Source organism: Thiomicrorhabdus sp. zzn3, assembly GCF_029767755.1.
In the GTDB taxonomy this organism is placed as follows: domain Bacteria; phylum Pseudomonadota; class Gammaproteobacteria; order Thiomicrospirales; family Thiomicrospiraceae; genus Thiomicrorhabdus.
The window spans coordinates 113637-139437 of sequence record NZ_JARUQS010000003.1 but is presented as its reverse complement, the minus strand read 5'-3'; the positions used below and the strand labels follow the sequence as shown (position 1 = coordinate 139437).

26 protein-coding genes and 1 tRNA gene are annotated in these 25801 nt (G+C 48.2%); 20 read left to right on the top strand and 7 right to left on the bottom strand.

Annotated features, from left to right (window positions below; translation table 11 throughout):
• The first annotated feature begins 21 nt into the window (after positions 1 to 21).
• A complete protein-coding gene (locus QCB44_RS10495; RefSeq protein ID WP_279409911.1) occupies positions 22 to 1161 on the top strand; it encodes a histone deacetylase in 1140 nt (379 codons plus the stop codon).
• A 17-nt stretch (positions 1162 to 1178) separates the two neighbouring features.
• On the opposite strand, the gene QCB44_RS10490 is transcribed toward QCB44_RS10495, so the two are convergent.
• The 3 genes from QCB44_RS10490 to QCB44_RS10480 form a co-directional block, all read right to left on the bottom strand.
• Positions 1179 to 1517, bottom strand: a complete 339-nt coding sequence (locus QCB44_RS10490) for a PilZ domain-containing protein (RefSeq protein WP_279409910.1) — start codon at positions 1515 to 1517, stop codon at positions 1179 to 1181.
• Positions 1518 to 1536: 19 nt separating this feature from the next.
• The gene (locus QCB44_RS10485; protein WP_279409909.1) at positions 1537 to 1890 is read right to left on the bottom strand and encodes a PilZ domain-containing protein; all 354 of its coding nucleotides are present in this window, start codon (positions 1888 to 1890) and stop codon (positions 1537 to 1539) included.
• Between the two features lie 147 nt (positions 1891 to 2037).
• Positions 2038 to 3480: a protein adenylyltransferase SelO family protein gene (locus QCB44_RS10480; protein ID WP_279409908.1), complete on the bottom strand. Its 1443-nt coding sequence runs from the start codon at positions 3478 to 3480 to the stop codon at positions 2038 to 2040.
• A gap of 345 nt (positions 3481 to 3825) precedes the next feature.
• On the opposite strand from QCB44_RS10480, the gene QCB44_RS10475 reads away from it, so the two are divergent.
• The 4 genes from QCB44_RS10475 to QCB44_RS10460 all read left to right on the top strand — a co-directional run bounded on the left by QCB44_RS10475 (position 3826) and on the right by QCB44_RS10460 (position 8251).
• Positions 3826 to 4140 (top strand): heavy-metal-associated domain-containing protein, encoded by a 315-nt coding sequence (locus QCB44_RS10475; RefSeq protein WP_279409907.1) that lies wholly within the window; start codon positions 3826 to 3828, stop codon positions 4138 to 4140.
• Between the two features lie 85 nt (positions 4141 to 4225).
• Entirely contained in the window at positions 4226 to 6454 is a 2229-nt protein-coding gene (gene parC, locus QCB44_RS10470) for a DNA topoisomerase IV subunit A (RefSeq protein ID WP_279409906.1), read from the top strand.
• A 180-nt stretch (positions 6455 to 6634) separates the two neighbouring features.
• A complete protein-coding gene (locus QCB44_RS10465) occupies positions 6635 to 7477 on the top strand; it encodes a motility-associated protein (protein WP_279409905.1) in 843 nt (280 codons plus the stop codon).
• Positions 7478 to 7537: 60 nt separating this feature from the next.
• Positions 7538 to 8251 (top strand): flagellar motor protein MotB, encoded by a 714-nt coding sequence (locus QCB44_RS10460; protein WP_279409904.1) that lies wholly within the window; start codon positions 7538 to 7540, stop codon positions 8249 to 8251.
• Positions 8252 to 8321: 70 nt separating this feature from the next.
• On the opposite strand, the gene moeB is transcribed toward QCB44_RS10460, so the two are convergent.
• The 4 genes from moeB to hemA are packed head-to-tail and all read right to left on the bottom strand — an operon-like array spanning position 8322 to position 12507.
• Positions 8322 to 9095 (bottom strand): molybdopterin-synthase adenylyltransferase MoeB, encoded by a 774-nt coding sequence (gene moeB / locus QCB44_RS10455; protein WP_279409903.1) that lies wholly within the window; start codon positions 9093 to 9095, stop codon positions 8322 to 8324.
• 48 nt (positions 9096 to 9143) lie between these two features.
• The gene (gene prmC, locus QCB44_RS10450; RefSeq protein WP_279409902.1) at positions 9144 to 10073 is read right to left on the bottom strand and encodes a peptide chain release factor N(5)-glutamine methyltransferase; all 930 of its coding nucleotides are present in this window, start codon (positions 10071 to 10073) and stop codon (positions 9144 to 9146) included.
• 23 nt (positions 10074 to 10096) lie between these two features.
• Positions 10097 to 11185 carry a peptide chain release factor 1 gene (gene prfA, locus QCB44_RS10445; protein WP_279409901.1) on the bottom strand — a complete coding sequence of 363 codons (1089 nt, stop codon included), beginning with the start codon at positions 11183 to 11185 and terminating at the stop codon, positions 10097 to 10099.
• Between the two features lie 53 nt (positions 11186 to 11238).
• Positions 11239 to 12507: a glutamyl-tRNA reductase gene (hemA, locus tag QCB44_RS10440; RefSeq protein WP_279409900.1), complete on the bottom strand. Its 1269-nt coding sequence runs from the start codon at positions 12505 to 12507 to the stop codon at positions 11239 to 11241.
• 249 nt (positions 12508 to 12756) lie between these two features.
• Here hemA and QCB44_RS10435 point away from each other — a divergent pair, with 249 nt between their 5' ends.
• The 15 genes from QCB44_RS10435 (at position 12757) to QCB44_RS10365 (ending at position 25744) form a co-directional block, all read left to right on the top strand.
• Positions 12757 to 14598: a tetratricopeptide repeat protein gene (locus tag QCB44_RS10435; protein WP_279409899.1), complete on the top strand. Its 1842-nt coding sequence runs from the start codon at positions 12757 to 12759 to the stop codon at positions 14596 to 14598.
• Positions 14599 to 14732: 134 nt separating this feature from the next.
• A tRNA-Gln gene (locus QCB44_RS10430) sits at positions 14733 to 14807 on the top strand.
• Between the two features lie 54 nt (positions 14808 to 14861).
• A complete protein-coding gene (locus tag QCB44_RS10425) occupies positions 14862 to 15818 on the top strand; it encodes a ribose-phosphate pyrophosphokinase (protein WP_279409898.1) in 957 nt (318 codons plus the stop codon).
• A 268-nt stretch (positions 15819 to 16086) separates the two neighbouring features.
• Positions 16087 to 16674, top strand: coding sequence for a 50S ribosomal protein L25/general stress protein Ctc (locus QCB44_RS10420; RefSeq protein WP_279409897.1), 588 nt, complete (start codon positions 16087 to 16089; stop codon positions 16672 to 16674).
• Between the two features lie 66 nt (positions 16675 to 16740).
• Positions 16741 to 17316 carry an aminoacyl-tRNA hydrolase gene (pth, locus tag QCB44_RS10415; RefSeq protein ID WP_279409896.1) on the top strand — a complete coding sequence of 192 codons (576 nt, stop codon included), beginning with the start codon at positions 16741 to 16743 and terminating at the stop codon, positions 17314 to 17316.
• A 53-nt stretch (positions 17317 to 17369) separates the two neighbouring features.
• Positions 17370 to 18461 (top strand): redox-regulated ATPase YchF, encoded by a 1092-nt coding sequence (ychF, locus tag QCB44_RS10410; protein ID WP_279409895.1) that lies wholly within the window; start codon positions 17370 to 17372, stop codon positions 18459 to 18461.
• A 265-nt stretch (positions 18462 to 18726) separates the two neighbouring features.
• Positions 18727 to 19155: a 50S ribosomal protein L13 gene (gene rplM, locus QCB44_RS10405; RefSeq protein WP_279409894.1), complete on the top strand. Its 429-nt coding sequence runs from the start codon at positions 18727 to 18729 to the stop codon at positions 19153 to 19155.
• A 13-nt stretch (positions 19156 to 19168) separates the two neighbouring features.
• On the top strand, positions 19169 to 19561 hold the full coding sequence (rpsI, locus tag QCB44_RS10400) for a 30S ribosomal protein S9 (protein WP_279409893.1): 393 nt from the start codon (positions 19169 to 19171) through the stop codon (positions 19559 to 19561).
• A 95-nt stretch (positions 19562 to 19656) separates the two neighbouring features.
• Positions 19657 to 19884, top strand: a complete 228-nt coding sequence (locus QCB44_RS10395; RefSeq protein ID WP_279409892.1) for a hypothetical protein — start codon at positions 19657 to 19659, stop codon at positions 19882 to 19884.
• 297 nt (positions 19885 to 20181) lie between these two features.
• Positions 20182 to 21168, top strand: a complete 987-nt coding sequence (locus tag QCB44_RS10390; protein WP_279409891.1) for a porin — start codon at positions 20182 to 20184, stop codon at positions 21166 to 21168.
• Between the two features lie 181 nt (positions 21169 to 21349).
• Positions 21350 to 21829, top strand: coding sequence for a hypothetical protein (locus QCB44_RS10385; protein WP_279409890.1), 480 nt, complete (start codon positions 21350 to 21352; stop codon positions 21827 to 21829).
• A 95-nt stretch (positions 21830 to 21924) separates the two neighbouring features.
• Positions 21925 to 22875 carry a type II secretion system protein gene (locus tag QCB44_RS10380; protein ID WP_279409889.1) on the top strand — a complete coding sequence of 317 codons (951 nt, stop codon included), beginning with the start codon at positions 21925 to 21927 and terminating at the stop codon, positions 22873 to 22875.
• Positions 22872 to 23750 (top strand): prepilin-type N-terminal cleavage/methylation domain-containing protein, encoded by an 879-nt coding sequence (locus QCB44_RS10375; protein ID WP_279409888.1) that lies wholly within the window; start codon positions 22872 to 22874, stop codon positions 23748 to 23750. Before QCB44_RS10380 ends, QCB44_RS10375 begins: the two co-directional genes overlap by 4 nt.
• A complete protein-coding gene (locus QCB44_RS10370; protein ID WP_279409887.1) occupies positions 23747 to 25117 on the top strand; it encodes a type II secretion system protein in 1371 nt (456 codons plus the stop codon). The genes QCB44_RS10375 and QCB44_RS10370 overlap by 4 nt, the downstream gene beginning before the upstream one ends.
• Positions 25118 to 25138: 21 nt before the next feature.
• Positions 25139 to 25744 (top strand): response regulator, encoded by a 606-nt coding sequence (locus QCB44_RS10365; protein WP_279409886.1) that lies wholly within the window; start codon positions 25139 to 25141, stop codon positions 25742 to 25744.
• Positions 25745 to 25801: the final 57 nt, after the last annotated feature.

The window sequence follows — 25801 nt, the reverse complement described above, 5'->3', positions numbered from 1 at the left end:
GGTTAAAACGAGGAAAGAATGATGCAAGGACGCAGAGAATTTATTCAACGGTTACTGGCTTTGGGTACCTCGGTTTCCTTGCCATTGGGTATCGCCAGTTGCGCTCAACCGACCGTGAGAAGTGCTCAGCAAACCGGTGTGGTACTGGATCCACTGTTTTTTAAACATGATATGGCGGAACATCCTGAAAATGCTCAGCGCTTGGTGGCGATAGACCGTGAATTGGAAGCGCGCGGCCTGTGGTCCAAGCTGAGCCCGGTTGCAGCCCGTCTGGCGACGCGTGAGGAGTTGGAGTGGGTGCACTCGCCAGGCTATATTGATGAGATTGCCAGCATCAGCGAATACGGTGGCGGCTATTTTAACCCTTATGTGGGCGATACCTATCTGACCGAAGACACCTTTGCCGCCGCTAAAATGGCGGCTGGCGGTGCGATTCAACTGAATTTGGCGGTTTATGATCGTCTGGTGGATAACGGTTTTGCCTTGTTGCGCCCACCCGGCCACCACGCCCTGGAAGACAAGGCGATGGGGTTCTGTTTGTTTAATTCCGACGTGATTGCCGCCAAAGCGTTGCAGAAATACCGCGGCGTGGAGCGGGTAGCGATTATTGATTTTGATGTGCATCACGGCAACGGTACCCAGGATTTGACGGAATCCGATCCTTCCATCATGGCCGTGTCGATTCACCAGCATCCCTACTGGCCGATGACCGGTGCGGCTGAATTGATCGGCAAGGGCGATGCGGCGGGAACGAATGTGAACTGTCCGTTTGGCAGCGGGGCTGGCGATCAAGCCTATTTAAATGTCTTTGATGAGGTGATTCTGCCCAAGCTGCGCGCCTTTCAACCGCAGCATATCATCGCGTTTGCCGGCTATGACGCCCACTGGCAGGACCCTCTGGCCGAGCATCGCATGAGTGTGACCGGGTTCAACCGTTTGGTGGACAAGCTTAAACAGGCGGCGAGCGAATTGTGCGGTGGTCGTTTAGCGCTCTCTCTCGGCGGTGGTTATGAACTTGAGCCGTTGGTGCATTCGGTGGCGGGCAGTTTTGAGGTGCTCTTGGGCTCGGAACTGTCTAAAGATGTGATTGGTCCGTCACCGCGCCCTGAAAACGACTATAGCCGCCAACTTGAGATTTTAAAGCGTATTCATCGCGTTTAGAGTAATGAGTTTAGCGCTTAAGAGGTGGCCCGTACGCTCATTTTGCTTAAACGTTCTTTGTAGTTGATGAAGTCTTGAATGGCTTCTTTGGAGTGTGCATCAAGGTGATTGAATTGGATGTGAAGGTGAATTTGATCGCCTGCATTATGTCGATCAGTGACTTTTCCGGTTAGCTTGAGGGTGAGAAAGCGTTCCAGTGCGGGCAGTTCAAATTCCACTTCCAGTTCCGTCCCGACCCGCGCACCACGGTTTGAGTGCACGCCAACGCCTTGTGTAGAAAGCTCAACAAGACGGGCTTCAGCATGTCCATTTCGCCCATACAGTGTGGCTTTACGATCGGTTTTGACACTGTCCATTAAAATTCACCAGAAAAACTTAAGCCAGCGGTTGCTTGGATTCGGTAAAAGCACTGATGACCGTTTTTTGATGCGGACTTAGCACAGTGAATTCGATGCCGATAGTATAGAGGTGGCCGCTCGGGGTGCAATGCGCAACGCGACCATCCAATAACAATTCTGCAATGCCGTCCTGATCCGGTAAGGTGAACTTTACGCTGAGTTCAACACCACTATCCACCGCCTCATTGATAAGCAAACCCACACCAATGGTAGACAGATCCACCAAGTGACCTTGCAGAATTTTGTCTGCAACCAGAACTTGCACCGAGCGTTTGATCTCAATACGCTCCTGCTTACGCTTTTCGCTTAAAGCGGATGACGGCTGTTCCATGATAAGCCTCCGAACATCAGAATAGGCATTAGCTAGCGTTGAAAGCCTACTCTTAAAATAGCCAACGCTGACATATTTTATTAAGAAGGTTATTTTATACAAAATTAAAACGTCTGTGCGCGTTTGTAGTGCTTGTCGTCCAACTCTTTAAGATGAGCAGCTTAGCGCAATCCCTTTTTGTATCGGGTTTTGCGGAGGCTGATAGTAACGTTGTGGAATATCCTCCATTCTCACATAAGGAGAGTGAAGGGCATTAAAGCACTGTTCAAATAGTGAGAAATCCCCCCGTTCGGCGGCTTCGATGACTTCTTGGGCAATGTAATTCCTGAGAACAAATTTAGGCGTGTTCTCACGGATTTGCGCATTGACGTTTTGCGGGTCTTGTTCTTGGGCGCGTCTCTGATAGTAGGCTTGCAGCCACTTGCGCCATTCAGGCGTATCTTTAATGAGCTTCAAATCCAAACAGGCCTGTTCAGTTTTACAGTCAGCCAAGCTTAAAAAGAACTGGTGAAAGTCCAGAGAAGATTGATCCATTAAGATAATCAGATCGGCGACCAGCAATTTGTCACCTTTGAGTGTCTCGCTAAGCCCTAGTTTTGCCAACATCTTGCTTAGGTAGGCGCGGTTATAGGTTTCGATGTAGGTGTTGAGGGCTTTATGTTGAGCCTGATCATCTACCAGCAATCCAAAGGCGCCGGCCAGTACCTGGCAGTTCCAATAGCCGATATTGGGTTGCTGGCTATAGGCATAACGACCTTCGAAATCGGAATGGTTGCAGATATAGTGGAGTTTGAAATCGTCCATAAAAGCAAAGGGCCCGAAATCAAAGGTTTCGCCAGCAACGGACATATTGTCAGTATTGAGTACGCCGTGGCAGAAACCAATCGCTTGCCAGGCGGCAATTAACTTGGCCGTCTTGGCGCAAATGGTCTCCAACAACCGGGCGTAACGGTTCGCTTCAGGCAGAGCGATTAAATCGGGATAAACAGTTTCGATGACATAGTCCGCCAGTTGCTGCATGCCTTGCTTGTCCTGGTGTTGTGCCAACCACTCAAAGTGGCCAAAACGCACATGAGTTTTAGCCACTCGAATATAGCTGGCCCGTGGTTCCAGTTGTTCACGTTGTACGCGTTCGTCGCTGTGGCACAGTGCCAGGCATCGCGTGCTGGGAATGCCCAAAGCATGCAGTGCTTCGCTGCCGAGGTATTCGCGAATGGCCGAGCGCAAGACGGCCCGACCGTCACCGCGTCTTGAGTAGGGGGTGCGCCCACAGCCTTTAAGATGAAAATCCCACGATTGCTGCTGTGAATCATGCCACTGGCCAAGCAGTAACCCGCGTCCGTCCCCCAGATCTGGATTGTAATGGCCGAACTGGTGCCCGGTGTATTTCTGTGCCAGTGGCGAACAGCCTTGCGGAAATTGGTTGCCTGAACTCATTTGGATGAGTTCGGCCTCGGTCAGGGTTAGAGCCAGCTCGTTCTCGAGAATTGGGTTGCGGTGCACAAGGACAGCCTTCTCCAGGGGCTCGGGGCTTGCATAGCTGTAAAAGTGGTTGGGAAGATCCGCATAGCGGTTGAAAAAACAGTTCATATTCAATACACGTTGGCTTTTCGCAAAAAGAGTTGGTGGCAACTATTTTAACTTGAACAGAGGTAATAACCTAGTAAATAAGTAGGTTATATAGTGAAAGGTTAGGATAGGGGGTTGGCGGGCTAAACGTTTAACCAATAGAGAGGCGCAAAGCCGATTTGAAGTGTGTTAGATTATAGTACGTTTGAAAACAAGCAATTGGCCGTGTTGCGGTATAAAATGAACGATGAACGATGAACGATGAACGATGAACGATGAACGATGAACGATGAACGATGAACGCGAGTGATGACCCCATCTGTTCATCATGTGAAAACGTTTAAAAAACAGAAAAAGGCGAAACTCATGCACGCAGAACATCAGCAGTGGATTCGTATTCGGGCGGAAAATATTAAGTGTGGCGGCTGTGCAAATTCGATTTGCAAACAGCTTTCACAATTGGATGGTATCGAGACGGTTGAAGTGGATGTTGAAAATGGTCTGGTCAATTGTCAGATTTCATCCGGTCTGGTGTCCGAAGCGGTGGAAGCGGAAGTGGCCGCGCAGCTTCTCAGGATGGGCTATCCGCCTGCCGGCAGTGTAGAAGGGATTAAAGCAGCGGGCGCCAAGGCCAAGTCTTTTGTCTCTTGTGCGGTTGGCAAACTGACAGAAAACACCTGATTTGGTAAATTTAAATCCATCGATTAAGATCGTTTAATACGATTGAACATCCTAAAGTATCTTAACCATAAAATAGGAGCGGTACGTGTCCCAACAGGTCATCAATTATGAAGGCATTGAGCAGCTTCCGGTAGCGGCCTTTACCGAGAAAGCGTATCTTGATTATGCGATGTATGTCATTCTGGATCGTGCCTTGCCGCACATTAGCGATGGCCTAAAGCCGGTTCAGAGGCGCATCATTTATGCGATGTCCGAGTTGGGGCTCAAAGCCAGTGCAAAATATAAAAAATCGGCGCGTACCGTCGGGGATGTTCTGGGTAAATTTCATCCGCATGGTGACAGTGCTTGCTATGAAGCCATGGTGCTGATGGCGCAGGATTTTTCCTTCCGTTATCCATTGGTTGACGGTCAGGGGAACTGGGGTTCAATGGATGATCCCAAATCCTTTGCCGCGATGCGTTATACCGAAGCGCGTCTCTCCAAATTCAGCCAATTGTTGCTGGAGGAGGCCAGCCAGGGGACGGTTGACTGGACGCCCAATTTTGACGGTACTCTGCAGGAGCCGGTGGTGCTGCCAGCCAGAGTGCCGCATGTTCTGCTCAATGGTACCTCCGGGATTGCGGTGGGGATGGCGACTGACATCCCACCGCACAACCTGCGTGAAGTGGTCAACGGTTGCGTGGCCCTGTTGGAAAACCCGAAACTCACCACTGAAGAGTTGGTGAAATACATTCCGGGACCGGATTATCCGAATTCGGCCCAGGTGATTACGCCCAAAGCCGAATTGCTCAAATTGTATGAAACCGGCAACGGTGCGATTCGCCAGCGTGCCAGCTACCACGTGGAGGATGGTGTCAATGTGGTGATTGACGCGCTTCCCTATCAGGTTTCCGGTTCCAAGGTGTTGGAGCAGATTGCCGCGCAGATGCGCGCTAAAAAGTTGCCTATGGTGGTCGATTTACGCGATGAATCGGATCATGAAAATCCAATCCGTTTTGTGTTGGAGCTGCGTTCCAAGCGCGTGGATGTGGAAACCGCGATGCTTCATCTGTTTGCTACCACGGATCTGGAAAAGAGTTACCGCGCCAACTTTAATGTCATCGGTCTTAACGGCCGTCCCCAAGTCAAACCGTTGAAAGATTTGTTGAGTGAATGGCTGACCTACCGTACGGAAACCGTGCGTCGCCGTCTGCAATATCGTCTGGACAAGGTTTTGGCGCGTTTGCACATTTTGGACGGTTTGCTCGTTGCTTTTTTAAATATCGATGAGGTGATTGCCATTATCCGTGAGGAAGACAAACCTAAGCCGGTATTGATGGAGCGTTTTGGCTTAAGCGATCTTCAGGCCGAAGCCATTTTAGAATTGAAGTTACGCCATTTAGCCCGTTTGGAAGAGATGAAAATCCGCACCGAGCAGGCTGAGTTGGAAGCGGAGCGTCAGAAGTTGGAGAAGATTCTTGGCAGTGCGGCCCGTCTCAAAACTCTGGTGAAAAAGGAGTTGCAGGCCGATGCAGAAAGCTATGGCGATGAGCGTAAATCACCATTAGTGGAAGCGAAAATTGCGCAGGCGATGAGTGAACAGGACCTGCTTCCGTCTGAAGCGGTGACTGTTGTCTTGTCTGAAAACGGCTGGATCCGCGCGGCTAAAGGACACGATGTCGACGGACGTTCCTTGGGCTATAAATCAGGTGATGACTTCTGTAGTCAGGATAGCGGCCAAAGCCGGCAAATGGCGGTCTTTTTGGATGATACCGGGCGGGCCTATTCGTTGCCGGCGCACAGCCTTCCTTCGGCACGCAGTCATGGTGAACCCTTAACCGGGCGCTTAAACCCGCCAGCGGGGGCCGCATTTAAGCATGTGTTGCTGGGACAGCCGGATGAACAGGTGATTCTCGCTACGTCTGCCGGTTATGGTTTTATTACCCAGCTGGAAAACTTGTATTCCAAGAATAAAGCGGGTAAATCCGCGATCAGTCTGCCGGCTAAGTCTACCATCCTTATTCCAGCGAAAGTGAAAAAAGAAGACTGGATTGTCGTGGTTACCGACGAACCGAGAATGCTGGTTTTTAAAGCAGAAGAGTTGCCGATCTTGGCCAAGGGGAAAGGGAATAAGTTGATTCAGTTGCCAAAAGGGCACAAGGTCAATGCGGTTTTTGCCTTTGAGCCCGGCAGTAAATTGGCATTGATTGCCGGTGACTATGAAAAACAATTTGGGCCGACGGCCATTGAAGAGGCGTTTGCCAGTCGCGCTAAGCGGGGGATTGTCTTGCCAAGAACCCTGAAGAAGGTGACTTCGATTCGATTATCCAACTAATTTAATAAGCTGGTATAAGGATTGCTTAAAGGTTCTGGGTTGATCTGATATGGTTAAGCCCTGTTATAAAAAATAATAAAATTATCTGTCTCCATGCCGTTAACGGAAACGCGATTCAAGTTTTGAAGGGCTTTCTGTGGCAGGGAGCGTAGGAACCGTCAATCAAAAGTGATCTGATCTATGTTTGCAAAACCCATTGGAATTATCATTGTTCTTGCCAGTCTTTTAGGTGGCTTCGCCTTAATGGGCGGAAACCTGATGGCTCTATGGCACCCCTCGGAATTAGTGGTAATTTTGGGGATTTCATTAGGTGCTTTTTTGGCTTCGACTCCTGTTTATGTGTGGACGCGTACCTTGGCTTATCTGGGACGCTTTTTTGCCGGAGAGCGTGTCACCAAAGAACTTTATGCAGAAACTCTTGGCCTTCTGGAAGAGCTGGCGCGACTGTCACGCTCCTCAGGCATGCTGGCGCTCGAAAAGCATATTGTCAGCCCGGAAAATAGCCCGATTTTTATGCATTACTCCAGAGTTTTAAAACATAAAGATCTTAAAAAATTCATTATCGACAACTTCAGTTACTTGTTGTTAAACCCTCCGGCAAGCCTGAATTTCGAACATCATTTGGCTAACCAAATCGATGATGTTTACCATTCACAGATGGAAGTGCCGAAAGCGGCCGGCAAGGTCGGGGATTGGTTGCCAGGTTTCGGTATCGTTGCTGCGGTGTTGGGGGTGATTATTACCATGGAACTGTTAGGCGGCGACATGGATGTGGCGGCCATCGGTACGGCGATCGGAGCGGCACTGGTAGGAACTTTAACCGGGGTGTTTTTTGCGTTTGCTGTCGTTGCGCCGTTTGTGCATTCGGTCGAAGTCATGATTCGTCAGGATCGTTCGCTATTTGAAATGACCGCTTCATTTCTGGAGGCGTTTGCCAGTGGCGTCTCGCCGAATTTGGCGGTAGAAATTGGCCGTCAGCGTGTTCCACCCGAATTTGAAATACCGCGAGATGATTATGAATAACCGGTTCATGTTTAGCTGGGATTGCTGGTCTACGCTCATGTTTTCCGGGAGGATAGGCTAGTGGCACGCCGTCGTGGAGGACATGATGACGGCGGGGCGCACGGTGGTTCTTGGAAAATTGCCCTGGCCGACTTGATGACCGTATTGATGGTCTTCTTTCTGGTGATGTGGCTGTTGGCGGTTGTGGACCCGGATGAAAGGCAGATTTTTGTGAATCGTTTGATCGGTGAGCAGGCTTCTGAACCCGATAGTATGATCGAACAGACGGCAAGCATGCCGGGTACGGAATTCAATCCGTTGGAGCTGAAGCCGCCGGTGACGGAACAAGAGATCTTCGATACGCTAAAAAATGTGAATCCGCGCGATATTAACATCGAAGACAATGAAGAGTTCACCAAAATCACTTTGCGTTCCGACAGTTTCTTTGAGAGTGGGCGTGCGACCATCAGTGATAAAACACGTGAGCAGCTTGAGTTGTTAGGCGAGAGTTTGGCGGGGCGCGGTCAGCCGATGGTGATTTCCGGCTACACGGACGACTTGCCGATCAATAATTTCCAGTTCCCTTCCAACTGGGAACTTTCAGCCGCGCGCGCGGCCACGGTGGCTCGCACCTTTATTTACATGGGGGTGGATAAACGCCTGATTAAAATCGAAGGCAATGCCGATAACGAACCGGTAGTGCCGAATGATTCCGCCTACAGCCGTTCTATGAACCGACGTGTGATTATTAAAATCGACAAACGTCAGATCACCGAACCGTTCGCAGCTCCTTAAGGGCTGTGTGGTTTTTAGAGTAATATCGTTTCGTCAAACTGACCAGGCCTGTTCAGTTTTTAAACAATGTTTATTCAGCCGCTGAGCACTGTTGACACTGCGGATCTTTCTTTAGATTCAAGGTACGAATATGCATTGTATAGGCGTCAACAATCATCAGCTTGCCGGTCAGCGTTGGCAAATTCAGCAGGGCTTTAATCGCCTCGATCGCTTGCATGGAACCAATCATGCCGACCACCGGGGATAACACCCCGTTACGGCTACAGGTCAGTTCGACCCCGTTTTCTTCTTTATACAGACACTGGTAGCAGGGGCTTTGCGGCTGACGGAAGTCGTAGGTGCTCAATTGTCCCTCCCAGCGAATTGCCGCGCCTGAAATCAGCGGTTTTTGCGCTGCATGGCAGGCGCGGTTAATCGCAAAGCGCGCGGCAAAATTGTCGGTACAGTCCAGAATGACATCGGCACCGTGAATCAAAGTCTTCATTAGGGCTTCATCCGGTTTGTGCTCAACGGTTTCAATTTGAATATGACGGTTCAAAGCCTGTAGGTTTTGCTTGGCGGAGGTCACTTTCGGTTGACCGATATTTTCTTCGCGGTGCACAATCTGACGCTGCAGGTTGGAGTCGTCCACTTCGTCAAAATCCACCAGGGTTAATTTGCCGATGCCGGCCGAGGCCAGATAGAGTGAAGCGGGGGAACCCAACCCCCCCAGGCCGAAAATAACGGCATGTGAACGTGCCAAGGTAAGCTGTCCCTCATAATCGACTTCAGGCAGCAATATCTGGCGACTGTAACGGGAAAGCTCTTCGTCATTCAGTTCGGGCTGGTTCGCGAGATCGGTCATGAAATCGATTCCTTTTGATTGATTCAGTTGGGGGGTATTCCGTTTGGGTTATCCAGTTTGGGAAGTGCACGGTTTTTGCCCGAAGGTAATCCGCGGATTGCCGCCATAGTCACAGCGGTTTTCAATCTGTTGATAACCGCGCTGCTGGAACAGCGCACTGACTGCTTCGGCTTGATTGTAACCGTGTTCAACTAACAGCCAGCCGTCAGGCTGTAAAAACGACCAGGCCTGTTGAATAATGAATTTTAGGTCTTGCAGTCCATCTTCACCAGAGGTGAGGGCGCTGATCGGGTCGAAACGGACATCTCCCTGCTGTAAATGCGGATCGTTATTTTCAATGTACGGCGGATTGGAGACGATTACGGAAAAGCGTTTATTGGCATCCAACACGGAAAACCAGTCGCTCTTTAAAAAACGAATGGAAAGGTTGTGAATCTGCGCATTGTACCGGGCCACTTCAAGTGCGGCGCCACTTTGGTCCAAGGCGGTGACGTCGCATTGCGGGCATTCCTGTTTCAGGGCCAAGGCGATTGCACCGGTGCCGGTGCCTAGGTCCAGCAAGCGAATCGGTGAAGGCGGGCGGCAATCGGAACAGGCCTGCTCAGTTTGTTGAAGTTGCTCAATTTTTTGCAGAGCGGTTTCCACCAGAATTTCGGTATCCGGTCGTGGAATCAGGGTGTCGGGGGTGACCTTAAGGGATAATCCCCAAAATTCACGTTCTCCGGTTAGGTGTGCAATCGGATGACCTTGCAATCGCTTCTGCAGCAAGCTATTGAAGCAGGCCTGCTGAGATTCGTTCAACTCTATTTCAGGCCAGGTAAACAGATAGGTGCGGGAGGTTTGCAGACAATGCGCCAGTAACAGCTCGGCATCCAATCCCGGGCTGTCACTGATTTGGCTGTCTGTTAAGCGTGATCGGGCAGACTTGAGAGTCTGCTCAATGGTGCCGGCCGCCTTGTCTTCCGAATTCGGTTTCATTGTCCCGGTATGGTATCGGTTGCTTAGCTTTCTGCGCTCAGCGCAGCAAGCTGTTCAGCCTGATATTCATTGACTAGAGGGTCAATGACCTGCTCTAAAGCACCGGCCATGACTTCATCCAGTTTGTACAGGGTGAGGTTGATACGGTGATCGGTCACGCGTCCCTGAGGGTAATTATAGGTACGAATCCGTTCCGAGCGGTCTCCGCTGCCCACCAAGCTTTTACGTTCCTGGGCAATCTCCTGTTGCTGCACTTGGCGCTGGGTGTCGTTAATTCTGGCTGCCAGCAGGGACATGGCGCGTGCGCGGTTTTTGTGTTGCGAACGTTCATCCTGGCATTCCACTACGGTACCGGTTGGCAGGTGAGTGATACGAATGGCGGAGTCGGTTTTGTTCACGTGCTGCCCACCGGCACCGGAGGCACGGAAGGTATCCACTTTTAGATCGGCCGGATTCAGTTCGATCTCTTCCAGTTCCGCGGCTTCCGGCATGATCACCACGGTGGCGGCCGAGGTATGCACGCGGCCCTGGGTTTCGGTGGCAGGGACACGCTGCACGCGATGCGCGCCGGATTCAAATTTAAGGCGTGAGTAAGCACCGTCACCGATAATGCGGGCAATGATCTCTTTGTAGCCACCGTGTTCACCTTCATGAGAGTTAATCACCTCAACCTGCCAGCGCATTTTTTCCGCATAACGGCTGTACATGCGGAACAGGTCGCCGGCAAAAATCGCGGCTTCATCTCCGCCGGTTCCGGCACGAATTTCCAAGAAGATGTTGGCATCGTCGTTTGGATCGCGCGGCAACAGCATTTTTTGCAGTTCGACTTCATATCCCTCGATCTGTTTTTCCAGTTCAGGTAATTCTTCCTGAGCCATTTCTTTCAACTCAGGATCGCCCGATCCTATCATCTCTTTAGCCTCTTCAAGATCAGATTCGGCGCTTTGAAAGGCGTTAAATGTCTCGACCACTGGCGTCAGCTGAGCGTGTTCTTTGGTCAGGGCACGGAATTTGTTCTGGTCGCTGATAATCTCAGGATCGGAGATCAATGCGTTGACCTCATCCAGTCTTTCCACTAGGTTTTGCAGTTTACTACGAATTGAATCTTTCACGGGAATACTCAAAAAAGAGGGGCGATGCCAATTGGCACCGCCTTAAGGTTTAACTAAGGTTGTTCAGAATCGTTTAACAGCAGCGTTTTGGCTGATTCGATCAGTTGGTGCTGCCCAGCCAGGCCGGCTTGATGCAGCTGCTTGGTTGGGTTATGCAGCAGTTTGTTGGTTAGTTGATTAGCGAGCTTTTTGATCACTTCTTCAGGTTGAGCGCCATTATCAAGTTGGTGTAAGGCCTGCTGCAAAGCCTGTTCTTTGATTTCCAGGCAGTGCTGACGGAAAGTTTGAATCAGCGGATTGACTTCCTGAATGGCATGAAATTGGGCCATAAAGTTTTCACTCTGCACGGAAATGATCTCTTCCGCTTCCTGCGCGGCGCTTTGACGCGATTGCTTGTTATCTTCAATGATTTCGTGCAAATCGTCGACCGTGTATAAATAGACATCTTCCAGTTCGTCAATGCTCGCTTCAATGTCACGCGGCACGGCGATATCGACCATAAACATCGGGCGGTTCTTGCGACGTTTCAAAGCCTGTTCCACTTGCGGTTTGCGCAAAATGGCCGTTGGGCTGCCGGTTGAGCCAATGACGATGTCTGCTTCGTGCAGATGGCTGTCGATCTCCGCAAGTTCAATGGCATAACCGCCAAGAGATTCTGCCAGATTATGCGCACGTTCGAGTGTGCGGTTGGCAATGATCAGCTTGCCGATATGATTCTCTTTCAGGTGGCGGGCGACCAGTTCAATGGTTTCCCCTGCACCGAGTAGCAGAGCGGTTTGCTCGGAGAGATCACCAAAAAACTGTTTGGATAGTGTTACCGCAGAAAAAGCCACTGAGACCGGGCTGGAGCCGATAGCCGTGTCAGTACGCACCTGCTTAACGGTGCGGAAAATATGCTGGAACAGGTTTTCCAGGGTGTGGTGAACGCTGTCCGCTTTGTGCGCCAGGTTGTAGGCGTCCTTAATTTGGCCAAAAATCTGCGGCTCACCCAATACCAAAGAGTTCAATCCGCTGGCGACACGCATAATATGAGTGACGGCCTTTTGATTTTGGTGTTTGTAGAGATAGGGGATGAGTGTCTTTTCCGGCAGTGCGAAGAACTGGTGTAGCCAGTCTAAAATCGCGTTTTCTGCATCCGCAGATTTGAGCGTGCAATAAATTTCGGTTCGGTTGCAAGTCGATAAGATGATACACTCTGATACGTACTGATGGCGCTTCAGCTCAGAGATCGCCTCCAAGGCTCGTTCTGAAGAAAATGAAACGGTTTCACGAATGTCGACCGGGGCCGTCTCATGATTCACGCCGAGAGTCAGTAGGTTCATAATCGTGTGGTGTACCGTGTCGAAGTTCAGATGAATTGCAACCAAAGAGGCGTAATTCTGCTAAATTATTGGGTTAATTGCAAGTTTTTGTGTGGTTTTGCCTCTTCTGTGGCCACGTAAGCCGCGCACTTTCCTCTTCTTGTTTTGGTGTTTGCAAGAGAGTGTTTTTGGATTGAAGAATAAAGCGCAAGCTCGTAATGGCATGACTTGATATGAACATGTTACGGGTGGAATAGGAACTCTTAATTAATGTATTTGAATAGTCGCACTTTGATGAATCGAATTTCCCGCGCCGTGAGCCTCAATAAAGGCGGATCTTTTTCATTTTATCGTTTGACTCTGCTCGGTTTGTTTGTACTGAGTGGTGTGACCGGCTGTACCGCTTTAAAACCACAGCCGGACCAAGAGGCGAACACAGGCGATGAAAGCCCCCCGATTATTTCTATGGTTGCCTCGGAATCAAACGGGCAAACCCAGCTTCTATTTCAAGTGTTGGCTGCAGAGGTGATGGCTGAAAAGGGCTTGGCAGGCGACGCTTTTAATACACTCTATCCATTAGCACAAAAAACACGCGATCCAGAGCTGGCGCAAAGGGTGTTTGAGCTTTCCATGGCGACCTATGATGAGCGCAGTATTGATCAGGCAACGCAGTTGTGGCTGGCGGTGGCTCCGCAAAAACCGACTCCTTGGCGTGCGGCTTATCTGATGTCGTTGCGCCAGGGAAAATGGCAGCAAGCATTTGAGCAGTGGCAGCGTTATCGTCAGGTTTCAGAAAGTAGTTTGCAGGATGATCTTTTGTCTGCGGCACAACGCGTGGTTCGAGCAGCGCAACCCGAAGCCGGCTTGGCCTTTTTTAAAAAGGTGGCTCAACAGCACCCGCAGGAGTGGCAGGCCTCTTATGGTTTAGGTTTTTTAGCCGCCCATTATCAGCAGCCCGATTTGGCCATGGCGTTTTTAGAAAAAGCCCTGTCTCAACTTGATCAAGAAAAAGAGGCTGAGCAGAAGAGCCTTTATCGGACACAAGTTTATCAGTTGCTGTCTAAGGTCTATTTGTTATTAGAGACTCCGGAAGTGGGCTTGAATAGGTTGGCAGCCTATTTAAAAGAGCATCCGCAAGACTGGCTGGTACAGGAGCGGATGGCGCGCCTTGAGGTGAGGGCGGAGCGTTATCAACAGGCAGAACAGCGTTACGACAAAATTCTGCAAGCCAATCCGGATGCGACAACGTCTCGGCTTTCATTGGCTCTGCTGCAGATGGAGTTGAATGAATTAGAGCCGGCAGAACAAAATCTGAATCAGATTGTTTCGCAGCCGGCGTATGAATCGGTTGGTTACTATTATTTAGGTGTGTTGAGTCAGGGTAAGGGGGAACTGCAAAAAGCGCTGGATTACTTTGAACGGGTTAAGGTGGCTCCCTATCAAGTCGATGCTCAACTTCATAGAGCGGAAATATTGTTCTCTCGTCAGGGGTTGGAAAGTGCACTTAATGCGGTTGACGAGATTGAGCTGAGTAATGATGAGGTTAAGTTAAAGGTCTTTCGTGCTAAAGCGATTTTTTATCGGGCCTCAAACCGTTTGGAAAACGCGATAGAAATGAACCAGCAGGCAATCCAACTGGCTCCGGAGAGTGTGGATTTGCTGTTGTCGCAATCCATTCTGCTTTATGACACCCGGCGCTTCAATGAGTATGTGCAGACTTTAAAGCGTGTGTTGGCGATAAATCCGAATGAATTGGATGCGTTGAATGCTCTGGGCTATTATTACGCCGAGCAAGGAATTGAGCTGGATGAAGCGGAGGTTTTGCTAAAGCGCGCCTTAAGGTTGGCTCCAGACAGTTATTATATTTTGGATAGCATGGGCTGGCTGTTTTACCAGAAGAAGGCGTATGCAGAAGCGGAATCATATTTAAGAAAAGCGTTGGCCAAGCGCTTGGATGAAGAGGTGGTGATGCATTTAGTCGCCACTTTGTGGAAACAGGGTAACACGGATCAGGCGACGCAGTTGTGGGCAAAATATCAAGAGCGCTTTGCAAATGATTCGAGATATCAGTCACTTATTAAACGTTTGCAAGCGGGTGAGTTTATCCGTTAAATAGCAAGTGAAATAATAAATGTGGAAGAAAAGGGATTGTGGACGAAATTTTGTAAAGAAAAAGTAAAATTTCTCTTGTCTTTTTTGAAAATAAATGGATAATACGCACCTGTCTTTAACGACACCGATATTACAGGGCTGTAGCCAAGCGGTAAGGCATCTGGTTTTGATCCAGTGTACCGCAGGTTCGAATCCTGCCAGCCCTGCCAATATCCTTCCCCGAATTCCCCAAATCATTTTGTCCTCGAACAGGAGCGCCTTTAATGGCTAACAGAAATGTCATGATTTTTGCGGGAAACGCAAATGTCAGTCTCGCAGAGAAGATTTCTCAATATCTTGATATTCCCCTTGGTAAAGCAGATGTTGGCCGTTTCAGTGATGGCGAAATCATGGTCGAAATCAAAGAATCCGTTCGTGGGCAGGATGTTTATGTTCTTCAACCAACCTGTACTCCGGAACCGGCTGTAAACCTGATGGAAATGTTGGTTATGATCGATGCGCTCAAGCGTGCATCGGCTGCGCGTATCACGGCGGTGGTCCCCTATTACGGTTTTGCTCGTCAGGATCGTCGGCCACACTCTGCTCGTGTGCCGATTACAGCACGCTTGTCGGCCGATATGATTACCGTTGCCGGTGCGCACCGTGTAATCACCGTGGACCTGCACTCGGACCAGATTCAAGGCTTCTTTGATATTCCGGTGGATAATATTTACGGTTCCCCGCTGTTGGTTGAAGATATGCAGAAGAACTGTGATCTGGACAATATTACCATTGTGTCCCCTGATATGGGTGGGGTGGTCCGTGCGCGTGCCGTGGCTAAAGCGATTGACGCAGATATGGCGATCATTGATAAGCGTCGTCCAAAGGCGAATGTGGCGCAGATCATGAATATCATTGGTGATATCGAAGGGCGTGACTGTATCATTATTGATGACATGGTTGATACCGCCGGCACACTGTGTAAAGCCGCCAAGGCTTTGGTTGACCGCGGTGCCAAAAGTGTTTCCGCCTATGTCGTGCATGCTGTATTGTCCGGACCTGCCGTTGAAAACATCAGTAACTCGGTTTTGAAAGAGTTGGTGGTGACCGATTCCATTCCGGCGACTGCTGAAGCCATGGCATGTGAGAAGATTCGCCGTGTGACCATTGCCAATATGTTGGGTGAGACAATCCGTCGTGTACACCAAGAAGAGTCGGTAACGGCACTGATGCACGAATAGTTCATAAAGTGATTATGCCGTTTAAAACGCCCCTTTTGGGGCGTTTTTTGTTTATGCAGCCGGGTCAAAGGTTTTGAACAGGCCTGGGTGGTTTGTTTTTAGAAGTGATTGAAAATTCACACGAAAAAGTGGAAAAACGCTTTTTTTTGAGTATAATTCTCGCTTCTCTCGTGTTTGGTCGCGAACACGGGTTCTTATGGAATAGATTATCTCGTCGGCGCCACTTTAGGCGTTTGCTTTAAGGTAATCGAATATTGGAGATAGAAAAATGGCCCAAAATTGGACAGCAGAAATCCGTTCGCAAGAAGGGAAAGGTGCGAGCCGCCGCCTTCGTCGCGAGGGTAAAGTACCAGGTATCATCTATGGTGCTGACAAAGATGCCGTATCGGTAGCATTCGAATCAAACTTCATTAAGCACGCTTTTGAAAACGTGGATCTGTTCAACACTGTTTTGACCATCGATGTCAAGGGTGGAGAAACAGAGAGCTGTGTTGTAAAAGATATGCAACGTCATCCTGCGACAGGTGAAGTGTCTCACATTGACTTGCAGCGTGCAGACGAGAAGAGCATGCTTACTAAGCGCGTACCATTTGTATTTACTGGTAAGAACGTTGCGCCTGGTGTGAAAATGGGTGGAATGATGACCATTCTTCAACCGACTGTTGAAGTTCGTTGTTTGGCGAAAAACCTGCCCACTTCAATCACGGTTGATGTTTCTAAAATGGAAGCGGGTACAAGCCTACGTTTGTCTGACCTGGCGTTGCCTGAAGGTGTAAGCATTACGGCACTTTCACACGGTAACACGGATTACGACCAAGCGGTTGTAAACATCAGTAAGCCAAAACGTAAAGGTTAATAAACCTGCCGAATCTTTGAGCATTCAGGATTCGGCTGATTTATTCCTGATTTGAGAGCCGGTGTTATGTCATCTGTGAAGTTAATTGTTGGTCTGGGGAATCCGGGAGACAAGTACGAGCAGACTCGACATAACGCCGGTTTTTGGTTTGTGGACGAAGTAGCTAGGCAGTTTGGTGTAGTATTTCGTCCAGAAAGCAAATTTCTCGGCGAAGCCGTGCGTGTGCAATCCAATGGTGCGGATTTTTGGTTGCTTAAGCCGGCGACCTTTATGAATCGAAGCGGCCAGTCTATTCAGGCTTTGGCCAATTTTTACAAAATTCCGGTCGAATCGATTCTGGTGGTTCATGATGAACTTGATTTGGAGCCCGGGGTCGCCAAATTGAAAGTCGGCGGCGGTCATGGAGGGCATAACGGCTTGCGCGATACCATTGCGGCGATGGGTAACCGTTTTGCCCGTTTGCGTTTGGGGATCGGGCACCCGGGACATCGTGACCAGGTTGTCGATTATGTTCTCAAGGCACCTTCTAAAATTGATCGCCAAAAAATCGATGAAGCGAGCTATGAAGCGACGCGTGTTTTGCCTGCGTTGCTGAAAGGCGACTTGCAGCAGGCGATGCAAGAACTGCATACGCGAAGCTGATCGCTTCACTTAATACACTTCAAATAAGCTCACACTAGGTTCAGGAGTATAGAATGGGATTTAAATGTGGAATCGTGGGTTTGCCTAATGTGGGTAAATCGACTCTGTTTAATGCATTGACCAATGCCGGCATTGAGTCGGCAAATTACCCGTTCTGTACGATCGAACCGAATGTCGGTGTGGTGCCTGTTCCAGACCCGCGTTTGCAAGCCTTGGCGGACATTGTCAAGCCTGAACGGGTTTTGCCAACCACGATGGAGTTTGTGGATATTGCCGGCCTGGTAGAAGGCGCTTCCAAGGGAGAGGGGCTTGGCAACAAGTTCTTGGCTAATATTCGCGAAACCGATGCCATTGCCCAGGTGGTGCGCTGTTTTGATAATGACGATATTGTGCACGTGGCAGGTAAGGTCGATCCGTTGACGGATATTGAAATCATCAATACCGAATTGGTATTGGCGGATATGGAGTCTTTGGAAAAAGCGGTGCAAAAAGTGCAGCGAGTGGCTAAAAGCGGCGACAAAAGCGCATTGGCACGCATGGCGGTTCTGGAGAAGGTGCTTAAAGAAGTGGAGCAAGGTACTCTGGTGCGCATGATTGAGCTCAGCGATGACGATAAGAAAGTGTTGGTCGATCTGCACCTGTTAACCATTAAGCCAATGATGTATATCGCTAACGTCAATGAAGATGGTTTTGAAAATAACCCTTATCTGGATGCGGTCACCGAGTTGGCAGAAAAGCAGGGGGCCATTGTGGTACCGGTGTGTGCCGCCATTGAATCGGAAATTGCCGAATTGGATGATGAGGATAAAGAAGCCTTTTTGGAAGAGATGGGGCAGGAAGAGCCTGGGCTGAATCGCGTGATTCGTGCCGGGTTTGAACTGCTGGGTCTGCAAACTTACTTTACTGCGGGTGTCAAAGAGGTTCGTGCGTGGACGGTGCGCAAAGGCGCAACAGCACCGCAGGCGGCCGGTGTCATCCACACCGATTTTGAAAAAGGCTTTATCCGTGCCGAAGTGACCGCTTACGAAGATTTTATCGAGCATAACGGCGATGCCGGTGCAAAAGCCGCCGGTAAACAGCGCTTGGAAGGAAAGGAGTACATCGTCCAGGATGGCGATGTCATGCACTTCCGTTTTAATGTGTAATCGAATTTAGTTACATATTACAAATTAAAACCGAACAGGCCTGGTCAGAATGATTTCTACCAGGCCTGTTCGGTTTATGCGGAATGAAAAATAAATCGTGCTAACTCATTGAAACATCAAAAACTAATCGGTATAATTCCACCTCTCGTTAATCCTTCCCCTTATTGCCCGTTAAACAGTAAGTGGATTTTGTTCAAAACGCTTTCCCAGCGCCGAGATCAAAATCTTATGGATTTGGATTATTTATTATTTTTAGGAACAAATCATGAAAACATTTGTTGCAAAACCAGCTGAAATCAAACGTGACTGGTATGTAGTGGACGCTGAAGGTAAAACTTTGGGTCGTTTAGCGGCTGAAATTGCTTCACGTCTACGTGGTAAGCATAAGCCTGAATATACTCCGCATGCGGACTGCGGTGATTACATCGTTGTGATCAATGCAGAAAAAGTGGCGGTAACTGGTAACAAACGTTCAGACAAAATGTACCACCACCATACTGGGTATGTAGGTCATTTGAAATCAACTAACTTTGAAAAGTTGATCGATAAAGCCCCGCAGCGTCCAATTGAGTTTGCAGTAAAAGGAATGTTGCCTAAAGGTCCTCTAGGGCGTGCAATGTTTAAAAAACTGAAAGTGTATGCGGGGACTGAACACCCACATACGGCACAACAACCTAAAGCACTTGAGTTGTAAGAGGAATTAGAACATGGCAACAGAACAATACTACGGAACAGGACGTCGTAAAAGCTCAGTCGCTCGCGTTTTCTTGCGTGCCGGATCTGGAAAAATGACTGTAAACGGTCGCGATATCAAAGAATACTTTGCTCGTGAAACCGATTTGATGGTCATCAACCAGCCTTTGGAAGCGACTGAAAACCTAGAAAAGTTTGACGCTTTCATTACTGTGACGGGTGGTGGAACAACGGGTCAGGCCGGTGCAGTGCGTCACGGTATTTCTCGTGCCTTGGTTGCATACGAAGAAGGTAACCGTTCGGCGTTGCGTGCTCGCGGTCTGTTGACGCGTGATGCTCGTCAGGTTGAGCGTAAAAAAGTCGGTCTTCGCAAAGCGCGTCGTCGCCCGCAGTTCTCAAAACGTTAATATTTTATATATTCACGTGTTTGGAACAGAAAACCCGCCTTGTGCGGGTTTTTGTTTTATAATCAATCAAAAGTTCTTAATGGAAGGAGTTTGCAATGTCAGCGGTTATTTATGATACGCATGGATTTGTAAAAAAACTTAAAGCCGTCGGTTTTACTGAGGAGCAGGCTGAGGTTATTGCTGAAGAACAGAAAGTCTTGATTGATGAGCATCTTGCAACAAAAAGAGATTTAAAAGAGTTGGAACAAAGTTTGGTTATTAAATTAGGCGGTATGTTGATTGTTGCCATTACTGTGCTTTCGGTTTTGATGAAGATTTTATAAAGACTCGTCGTTAACTGTAAAACCCGCCTTGTGCGGGTTTTTTTATGCCTGAAAATCCCACAGTAGATCAAAGTCTACAATTCAATTTAATCTCTGTTTGTAAGTATTTGAAAACTTGATTTTAATCAAATGCATTAGAGGGAAGTGAATAAAATCAGTGTTGCAAAAAAACAACACTGTTTAATTTTGTCGTTTTTTTGCAAAAAAATGTTGCGACCCCTAATCTAATCCAATATAGTCACCTTCAAGTTCACGACAAGGTGAACAGGTTTAACTAACTTATTTAAGGATTCAAGCATGAAAAAGAACATTATTGCTCTAGCAATCGCTTCTGCAGTTGCAGCTCCTGTAGCTATGGCTGACGCTCCAACTGTTTACGGTCAAATCAATATGGCTGTTGAACAAATGGATGTAAAAAACAATGACGCAGCTTCTGGTACTGAAGTAAATTCACGTGCATCACGAGTTGGTATTAAAGGGTCTGAAGACCTAGGTAACGGTTTGAAGGCGGTTTATAAGGTTGAATTCGAAGTTCAAATTGACAACGGTGATACTTTGAAAAACCGTAACCAATACGTTGGTCTAGCAGGCGGTTTCGGTACTGTGTTGATGGGTCGTCATGACACCCCAACTAAAATGATCCAAGGTAAAGATCTTTTTAACGATGCTTCACTGGCTGATAATAAGCCTATGGCAGGTGGTCTAGGTGCTTTTGGAAACGGTATGGAAAACCGTCGTTCTAACGTTTTAGCATACGTTTCTCCAGAGTTCGGTGGAGTTAAATTGATCGCTGCAGCGGTTCCTTCTGAAGGTACTGCGACTGGTGATGAGTCTTCTCTAACTGATCTATATTCTGTGGCATTGACTTACGGTTCAGCGAAGAAAGGTCTTTATCTAGCAGCAGGTATGGACCAAGCTGCAGATGATTTTGCTGGAGCTGATGCTACTCATGTTCGCGTAGTTGCTCAGTATGCAGCTAATGGTTTGATTGCTAATGCTATGTACCAAGATTTTGGTGGTGACTTGATTGACGACGGAGTACAAGGTGGTACTAACGTCCAAGCTAACTTGGGTTACAAAATGGGTAATATCATGCCTAAGGCCAAGATCTCTTCTGTAGATCGTGACGCTGGTGAAGATTCAACCAACTACGCTCTAGGTTTGAATTACTCTTTCGGCAAGAAGACAACTGGATATGTTGAGTATGCTTCTATCGAAAATGCTGGTGGTGTAGATGACGCTAATACTACTGCAGTTTCTGTAGGTATGGTTCACAAGTTCTAATCAATTGCTGTCGTAAGGCAGTTTGATTAAGCTTTGAGCGAAAGCCCCGTCTGGTTCCAGGCGGGGCTTTTTTATTGTGTGAAAATTCTCTATTCCATTATTGTTTAATCGGGCTTTAAGCACGTTATACTTTGTCATAAAGATTTCACATTATTACCATAAGTAAATTAAGGGTAGAAAAATGCAAAGAAGTTGTCAGCCTTGTACTGCGTGTTGCGATGGCTGGGTGCAGATTAAAGTAAAAGGCTGTGAGGCCTATCCGGGACATCCATGTCCACACAGTACGGGGCAAGGGTGTGATGATTATGAGAACCGTCCAGTAAACCCTTGCCAGCAATTTGAGTGTGCTTGGGTAAAACAAGACTCACACCTGCCGGATGACTTCCGTCCTAATGAGTGCGGTGCTTTGGTCATAGACGGAGTTTTACAGTGGCAGGGGTTAACGGTTGATCTTGCTGTACCTGTGGGTCGAGAGATACCTGAAAAGACACTTGAATGGCTGATGCAATTTGCTGAACAGAATATGCGTCCGTTGATATATCAGCAGCAAGACCCCAGTTCTCTAGTGTTGGAAAAAAATCCACTTACACTTGCTTACGGTCCGCCCGCCTTTCAGCAATGGGTGTTGCAACAACAGCAAAAAGGCATAAGTTTATGGTAGCTCAACAAAAATCCCACTTTCGTGGGATTTTTACTTTTGACCTGTTTGATCTATACTAAAACTCTCGAAATGAATTTCGAAACTAGGAACGCCTAATGCCCATCCGCAAAAACCAAAACGGCTTTGTCCTGTTATTAGTGATTATCGTTGTCGCGATTATTGCGTTTTTATGGCTGTCAACTCAGCAGGGGAGTCTGTTGTCGGCCTTTAAAAACGAGCAGCTTGATCAGGATATGAGTGAGTTGGAAGAGGTTAAGCGGCATTTGCTTGAGTTTGCGGTACTGCAGCCAGAAGTGTTCTTAACTGATACAACGGGTGTTATGCAAAGTAATGAACAGGTGCCGTCACCAGGCTATTTTCCTTGTCCGGATTTGGATGGTAATGGCGAAACAACGGGCGGGGAGTCCAGTTGTGGAAATCCATTTAATCCAGCTGCATGGGTTGATGGGGTCACGGCGACAGGTTTTGTACCCAGTCCTGCTGTTGGCGTTGGGTATGTGCCCGGCTATATTTCTACCCGCAATATCTATTTTGGCCCTTCGGGGCGCTATTTTTATTTCTTGGACGAACGCTTCAGCACGCAGAATCCTAATTATGTGAATGGGACTTTGTTGCGGTATGCGCCATTGAACCATGATCAATTTGTTGGTGATCCGGCCACTGCCACTAATAGTCTTGACCCTTTCGATCCGCTTCTCACTCTTAATGGTGTTTCTGGTTACATTGCGTTAATTATTGATGCCGGTGCAGATGGTTTGGATGCAGAAAATGCGAACGGGGATAATATTTTTGTGTCCGGTACCAATGATCTCAGTGAGTCGGAGTATGCGGATAAGATTATAGGCATTTCGTTTGAAGAGTGGGTCAGTTTGGTGGCACGCCGAGTCTGTGCGGAAACAGGCCGCTATAGCGGGGCGGATGTGTCCGGCGATTATACGGATATCGTGACAACCAAGCATTGGTTTAATCAATATGATGGCGATTCGTTAAGTGCGGACTACAATCCTGGTGGCGGCGATTGGCGGAACTGGGGGCGTTGTCCATGAATTGGCTTAACAGAGATAAACAACGTGGATTTTCGCTGATTGAGATTGCGATTGGTCTGTTAGTTCTTGGGTTGTTGATAGGCAGTTTTAGCGGAGTGTTCAAGTTGTTCTTCGATAGTAATCATAAACTCGAAGAACAGGTGAATATGGAGCGCATTGAAAAGTCATTGAATACGTTTTTACTGGTGAATTCGTATATTCCTTGTCCGGATACGGATGGTGATGGCCATGAAGATCGGAATACGGTCTCTGGAATTGAAGTGTGTGCGGACCGTGAGGGTGCCTTGCCCTTTAATGATTTGGGCGTTGAAGAAAATGATGCCTGGGGGAATCCATATTACTATCGGGTGCATCAGCGGGCAGAAAGTGCCACCTATGTGAATGATATTTGTGAGCCAGCCAGTGTATTGGGGCGTTCCGGACCTAGAAGCAAAGCGGATTTGTGGATGTGTCCAGAAACCAACTTATACTATTGTGCCGATATCAGTTCAGCGCAAAACTGCAATACGGCGTGTTCTGTGGCCTGTACCAATACCACTGATCCTAGACCAGCAACGAACACGACATTACCTCCTTTTTTCCATCTGGTGACACCGCCTTATGGCAGTGTTCCCGGCAGTTACAATTTAACCGTAACGGGTGAAGATGGTGTTCAGAAAGGTGAAGGCGTGGTTGCCGTAGTCGTTTCTTGGGGGGCGAATGGGGGAACGGTTAATCGTGATGCTTGTTCAGGCGGAACAGTAAGTGAAGAAGAAAACTGCGATGATGATCGTAATTTTATTGATACACAAACAGGCGAAAATCGAGATTTTCTCGCCTGGGTGACGGTTAATCAGGCCAAAACGGCTATTATTCTTACCGGAGAGTTAAGATGAATATTGTAAACAGAATGCAAAAAGGGTTTACCCTGATTGAAATAGCCATTGTCCTGGCTATTTTAGGAATTTTGTTCGGTGCCGGGTTCACGGGGTTGGGCGCTTATATGGATAACGCTAATCAGGCGCACACCATGGGGAACCTGAAAGTAACCAAACGCGCTTTACTGGACTTTGTGATGGTCAATAAATATATGCCCTGCCCGGATACCGATACACCGGCGGATGGAAAGGAAAACAGAGCCGCCGATCAGAGCTGTTCTGGTAGTGTGGGAACGGTGCCGTTCGATGATATCGGATTGGGCGCGGCTGTTACCAGTGACGATTGGGGTAATTTATTTGGTTATGGGGTTAATACCAATGTGGTTAATGTGGCCGATATTGGAGATTCGACGGATTCTGCCAGTTATTTTGGTAATCAGAGTCCCCCCGTGTTTACGCTGCAAACTCCGCCGACAACGGATAACCCTTTGGTTCCCGAAAGTTATACGGTATGTAAGAAAGACACAAATGCCTGTGATGCGGCCACAGCCAGTCATGTTGAAGTCAGTGCTATTCCTGCCGTGATAGTGGCGTTTAATGAGAATGGCAGCGCTACAAGTCTGCTGGGGTGTAACGGTGGTGACCGCGGGGTGCGCGAGACCGAAAACTGTAACGCCGATCTGCTGTTGTGGAAAGGCCGATTTGATAATGATGAATATGATGATCAAATGGTCACCATTTCCGGTTATGAAATCAAGCAGCAAATTACGTGGGGAGACTATTCGTTAGGGCCACCACCTCCGAGTGAATACGAGGATTATGAAGTGATTATCCGCCGCGATGTGGATTCTGCCAATGATTTAAACGTGGGGACTGGAGAAGATAACTCGTTCTATATCGATACCAATGATGCCGGTGAGGGTGGGAACCTTAATGCCAATGTTCAACTGAAAGACGGTGATGACCGCTTGAAAATCGTTGGTAATATCAAAGCCGATGGTAATGCCGATATGGGCGCTGATAATGATGAGTTGATTGTATTAGGTTCTATTTTATTGCGCGGTCAGGCGACCTTGGGCGACGGTGATGACACCAGTATTATTGGCGGGGGTGTTAATGGTGAGATTGATGCCGGATTTGGTGGAGATACCGTGATTATCAAAGGGGACGTCACTTCGACTGGCCAGGTGCTTATGAATAAGGATGATGATGACTTGTATCTTTACGGTGACTTGGTTGGAGGGACATTAGATGGTGGAACCGGTACTGATACCCTTCATACACCGAAGACAGCAGCTGAATGGGCTCAAATGTTGACCGACTTCGGTGGGACGGTTACAGGGTTTGAAAACATGGATTATGAATATGTCATTCCGTCTGAGTAAAGAGTCCTTTGGAGAATCAAAGTGATTCAGATCTTGGTTGTGGATGATGATGATGCGCTCAGAGGCATGTTGGCCTTTGGGCTGGAATTTGAAGGCTATAAAATTATGGAGGCGTCTTCCAGAAAAGAGGCGCTTTCATTACTCGCTAGCCAGCCTTTTCAAGTAGTGGTTTTGGATATGGGGATGCCGCCCCATGAGCATACGCCGGACGAAGGGTTGGCCGTGCTCAAATGGCTTGAAGACAACCAACCTCAAATTAAAACTCTGGTGCTCACCGGTCAAAATGCGGAATCTACTTCTTACCTGGCGCTTAAGCAGGGTGCATTCGATTTTTTAGAAAAGCCTATTTCCAGCCGCGCTCTCTTGCAGGCGGTGCAGCGCGCCGTACTCTTTTACGAACAGGCGCAAAAGCTCAAAGAGCAGGAAGGGGTGCAAAAAGTCGAAATTGATGCAACGCTCGGAGAAGGGGTTAAATCAATTCGCAATCAAGCGGAGGAAAAGCTGCTAAAGCAGGTATTGGCCGATACCGATTTCAATGTGCACGAAACGGCAAGACGTTTGGGCATCAAGCGTGAAAATGTCTATTATCTGATTAAAAAATACCAACTTCAGCGGGACGTCTCATAAACCAAGCGCTGCACTTTCAATGAATTGATTTGGCGGGTTTTGAACAGGCCTGTTTAA

What these genes read in the sequence shown, in the direction of transcription:
- QCB44_RS10495 (WP_279409911.1), top strand. Translation starts at nt 22, where the DNA reads ATGCAAGGACGCAGAGAATTTATTCAACGGTTACTGGCTTTGGGTACC.
- QCB44_RS10490 (WP_279409910.1), bottom strand. Translation starts at nt 1,517, where the DNA reads ATGGACAGTGTCAAAACCGATCGTAAAGCCACACTGTATGGGCGAAAT.
- QCB44_RS10485 (WP_279409909.1), bottom strand. Translation starts at nt 1,890, where the DNA reads ATGGAACAGCCGTCATCCGCTTTAAGCGAAAAGCGTAAGCAGGAGCGT.
- QCB44_RS10480 (WP_279409908.1), bottom strand. Translation starts at nt 3,480, where the DNA reads ATGAACTGTTTTTTCAACCGCTATGCGGATCTTCCCAACCACTTTTAC.
- QCB44_RS10475 (WP_279409907.1), top strand. Translation starts at nt 3,826, where the DNA reads ATGCACGCAGAACATCAGCAGTGGATTCGTATTCGGGCGGAAAATATT.
- QCB44_RS10465 (WP_279409905.1), top strand. Translation starts at nt 6,635, where the DNA reads ATGTTTGCAAAACCCATTGGAATTATCATTGTTCTTGCCAGTCTTTTA.
- moeB (WP_279409903.1), bottom strand. Translation starts at nt 9,095, where the DNA reads ATGACCGATCTCGCGAACCAGCCCGAACTGAATGACGAAGAGCTTTCC.
- prmC (WP_279409902.1), bottom strand. Translation starts at nt 10,073, where the DNA reads ATGAAACCGAATTCGGAAGACAAGGCGGCCGGCACCATTGAGCAGACT.
- hemA (WP_279409900.1), bottom strand. Translation starts at nt 12,507, where the DNA reads ATGAACCTACTGACTCTCGGCGTGAATCATGAGACGGCCCCGGTCGAC.
- QCB44_RS10435 (WP_279409899.1), top strand. Translation starts at nt 12,757, where the DNA reads ATGTATTTGAATAGTCGCACTTTGATGAATCGAATTTCCCGCGCCGTG.
- QCB44_RS10425 (WP_279409898.1), top strand. Translation starts at nt 14,862, where the DNA reads ATGGCTAACAGAAATGTCATGATTTTTGCGGGAAACGCAAATGTCAGT.
- QCB44_RS10420 (WP_279409897.1), top strand. Translation starts at nt 16,087, where the DNA reads ATGGCCCAAAATTGGACAGCAGAAATCCGTTCGCAAGAAGGGAAAGGT.
- pth (WP_279409896.1), top strand. Translation starts at nt 16,741, where the DNA reads ATGTCATCTGTGAAGTTAATTGTTGGTCTGGGGAATCCGGGAGACAAG.
- ychF (WP_279409895.1), top strand. Translation starts at nt 17,370, where the DNA reads ATGGGATTTAAATGTGGAATCGTGGGTTTGCCTAATGTGGGTAAATCG.
- rplM (WP_279409894.1), top strand. Translation starts at nt 18,727, where the DNA reads ATGAAAACATTTGTTGCAAAACCAGCTGAAATCAAACGTGACTGGTAT.
- rpsI (WP_279409893.1), top strand. Translation starts at nt 19,169, where the DNA reads ATGGCAACAGAACAATACTACGGAACAGGACGTCGTAAAAGCTCAGTC.
- QCB44_RS10395 (WP_279409892.1), top strand. Translation starts at nt 19,657, where the DNA reads ATGTCAGCGGTTATTTATGATACGCATGGATTTGTAAAAAAACTTAAA.
- QCB44_RS10390 (WP_279409891.1), top strand. Translation starts at nt 20,182, where the DNA reads ATGAAAAAGAACATTATTGCTCTAGCAATCGCTTCTGCAGTTGCAGCT.
- QCB44_RS10385 (WP_279409890.1), top strand. Translation starts at nt 21,350, where the DNA reads ATGCAAAGAAGTTGTCAGCCTTGTACTGCGTGTTGCGATGGCTGGGTG.
- QCB44_RS10380 (WP_279409889.1), top strand. Translation starts at nt 21,925, where the DNA reads ATGCCCATCCGCAAAAACCAAAACGGCTTTGTCCTGTTATTAGTGATT.
- QCB44_RS10375 (WP_279409888.1), top strand. Translation starts at nt 22,872, where the DNA reads ATGAATTGGCTTAACAGAGATAAACAACGTGGATTTTCGCTGATTGAG.
- QCB44_RS10370 (WP_279409887.1), top strand. Translation starts at nt 23,747, where the DNA reads ATGAATATTGTAAACAGAATGCAAAAAGGGTTTACCCTGATTGAAATA.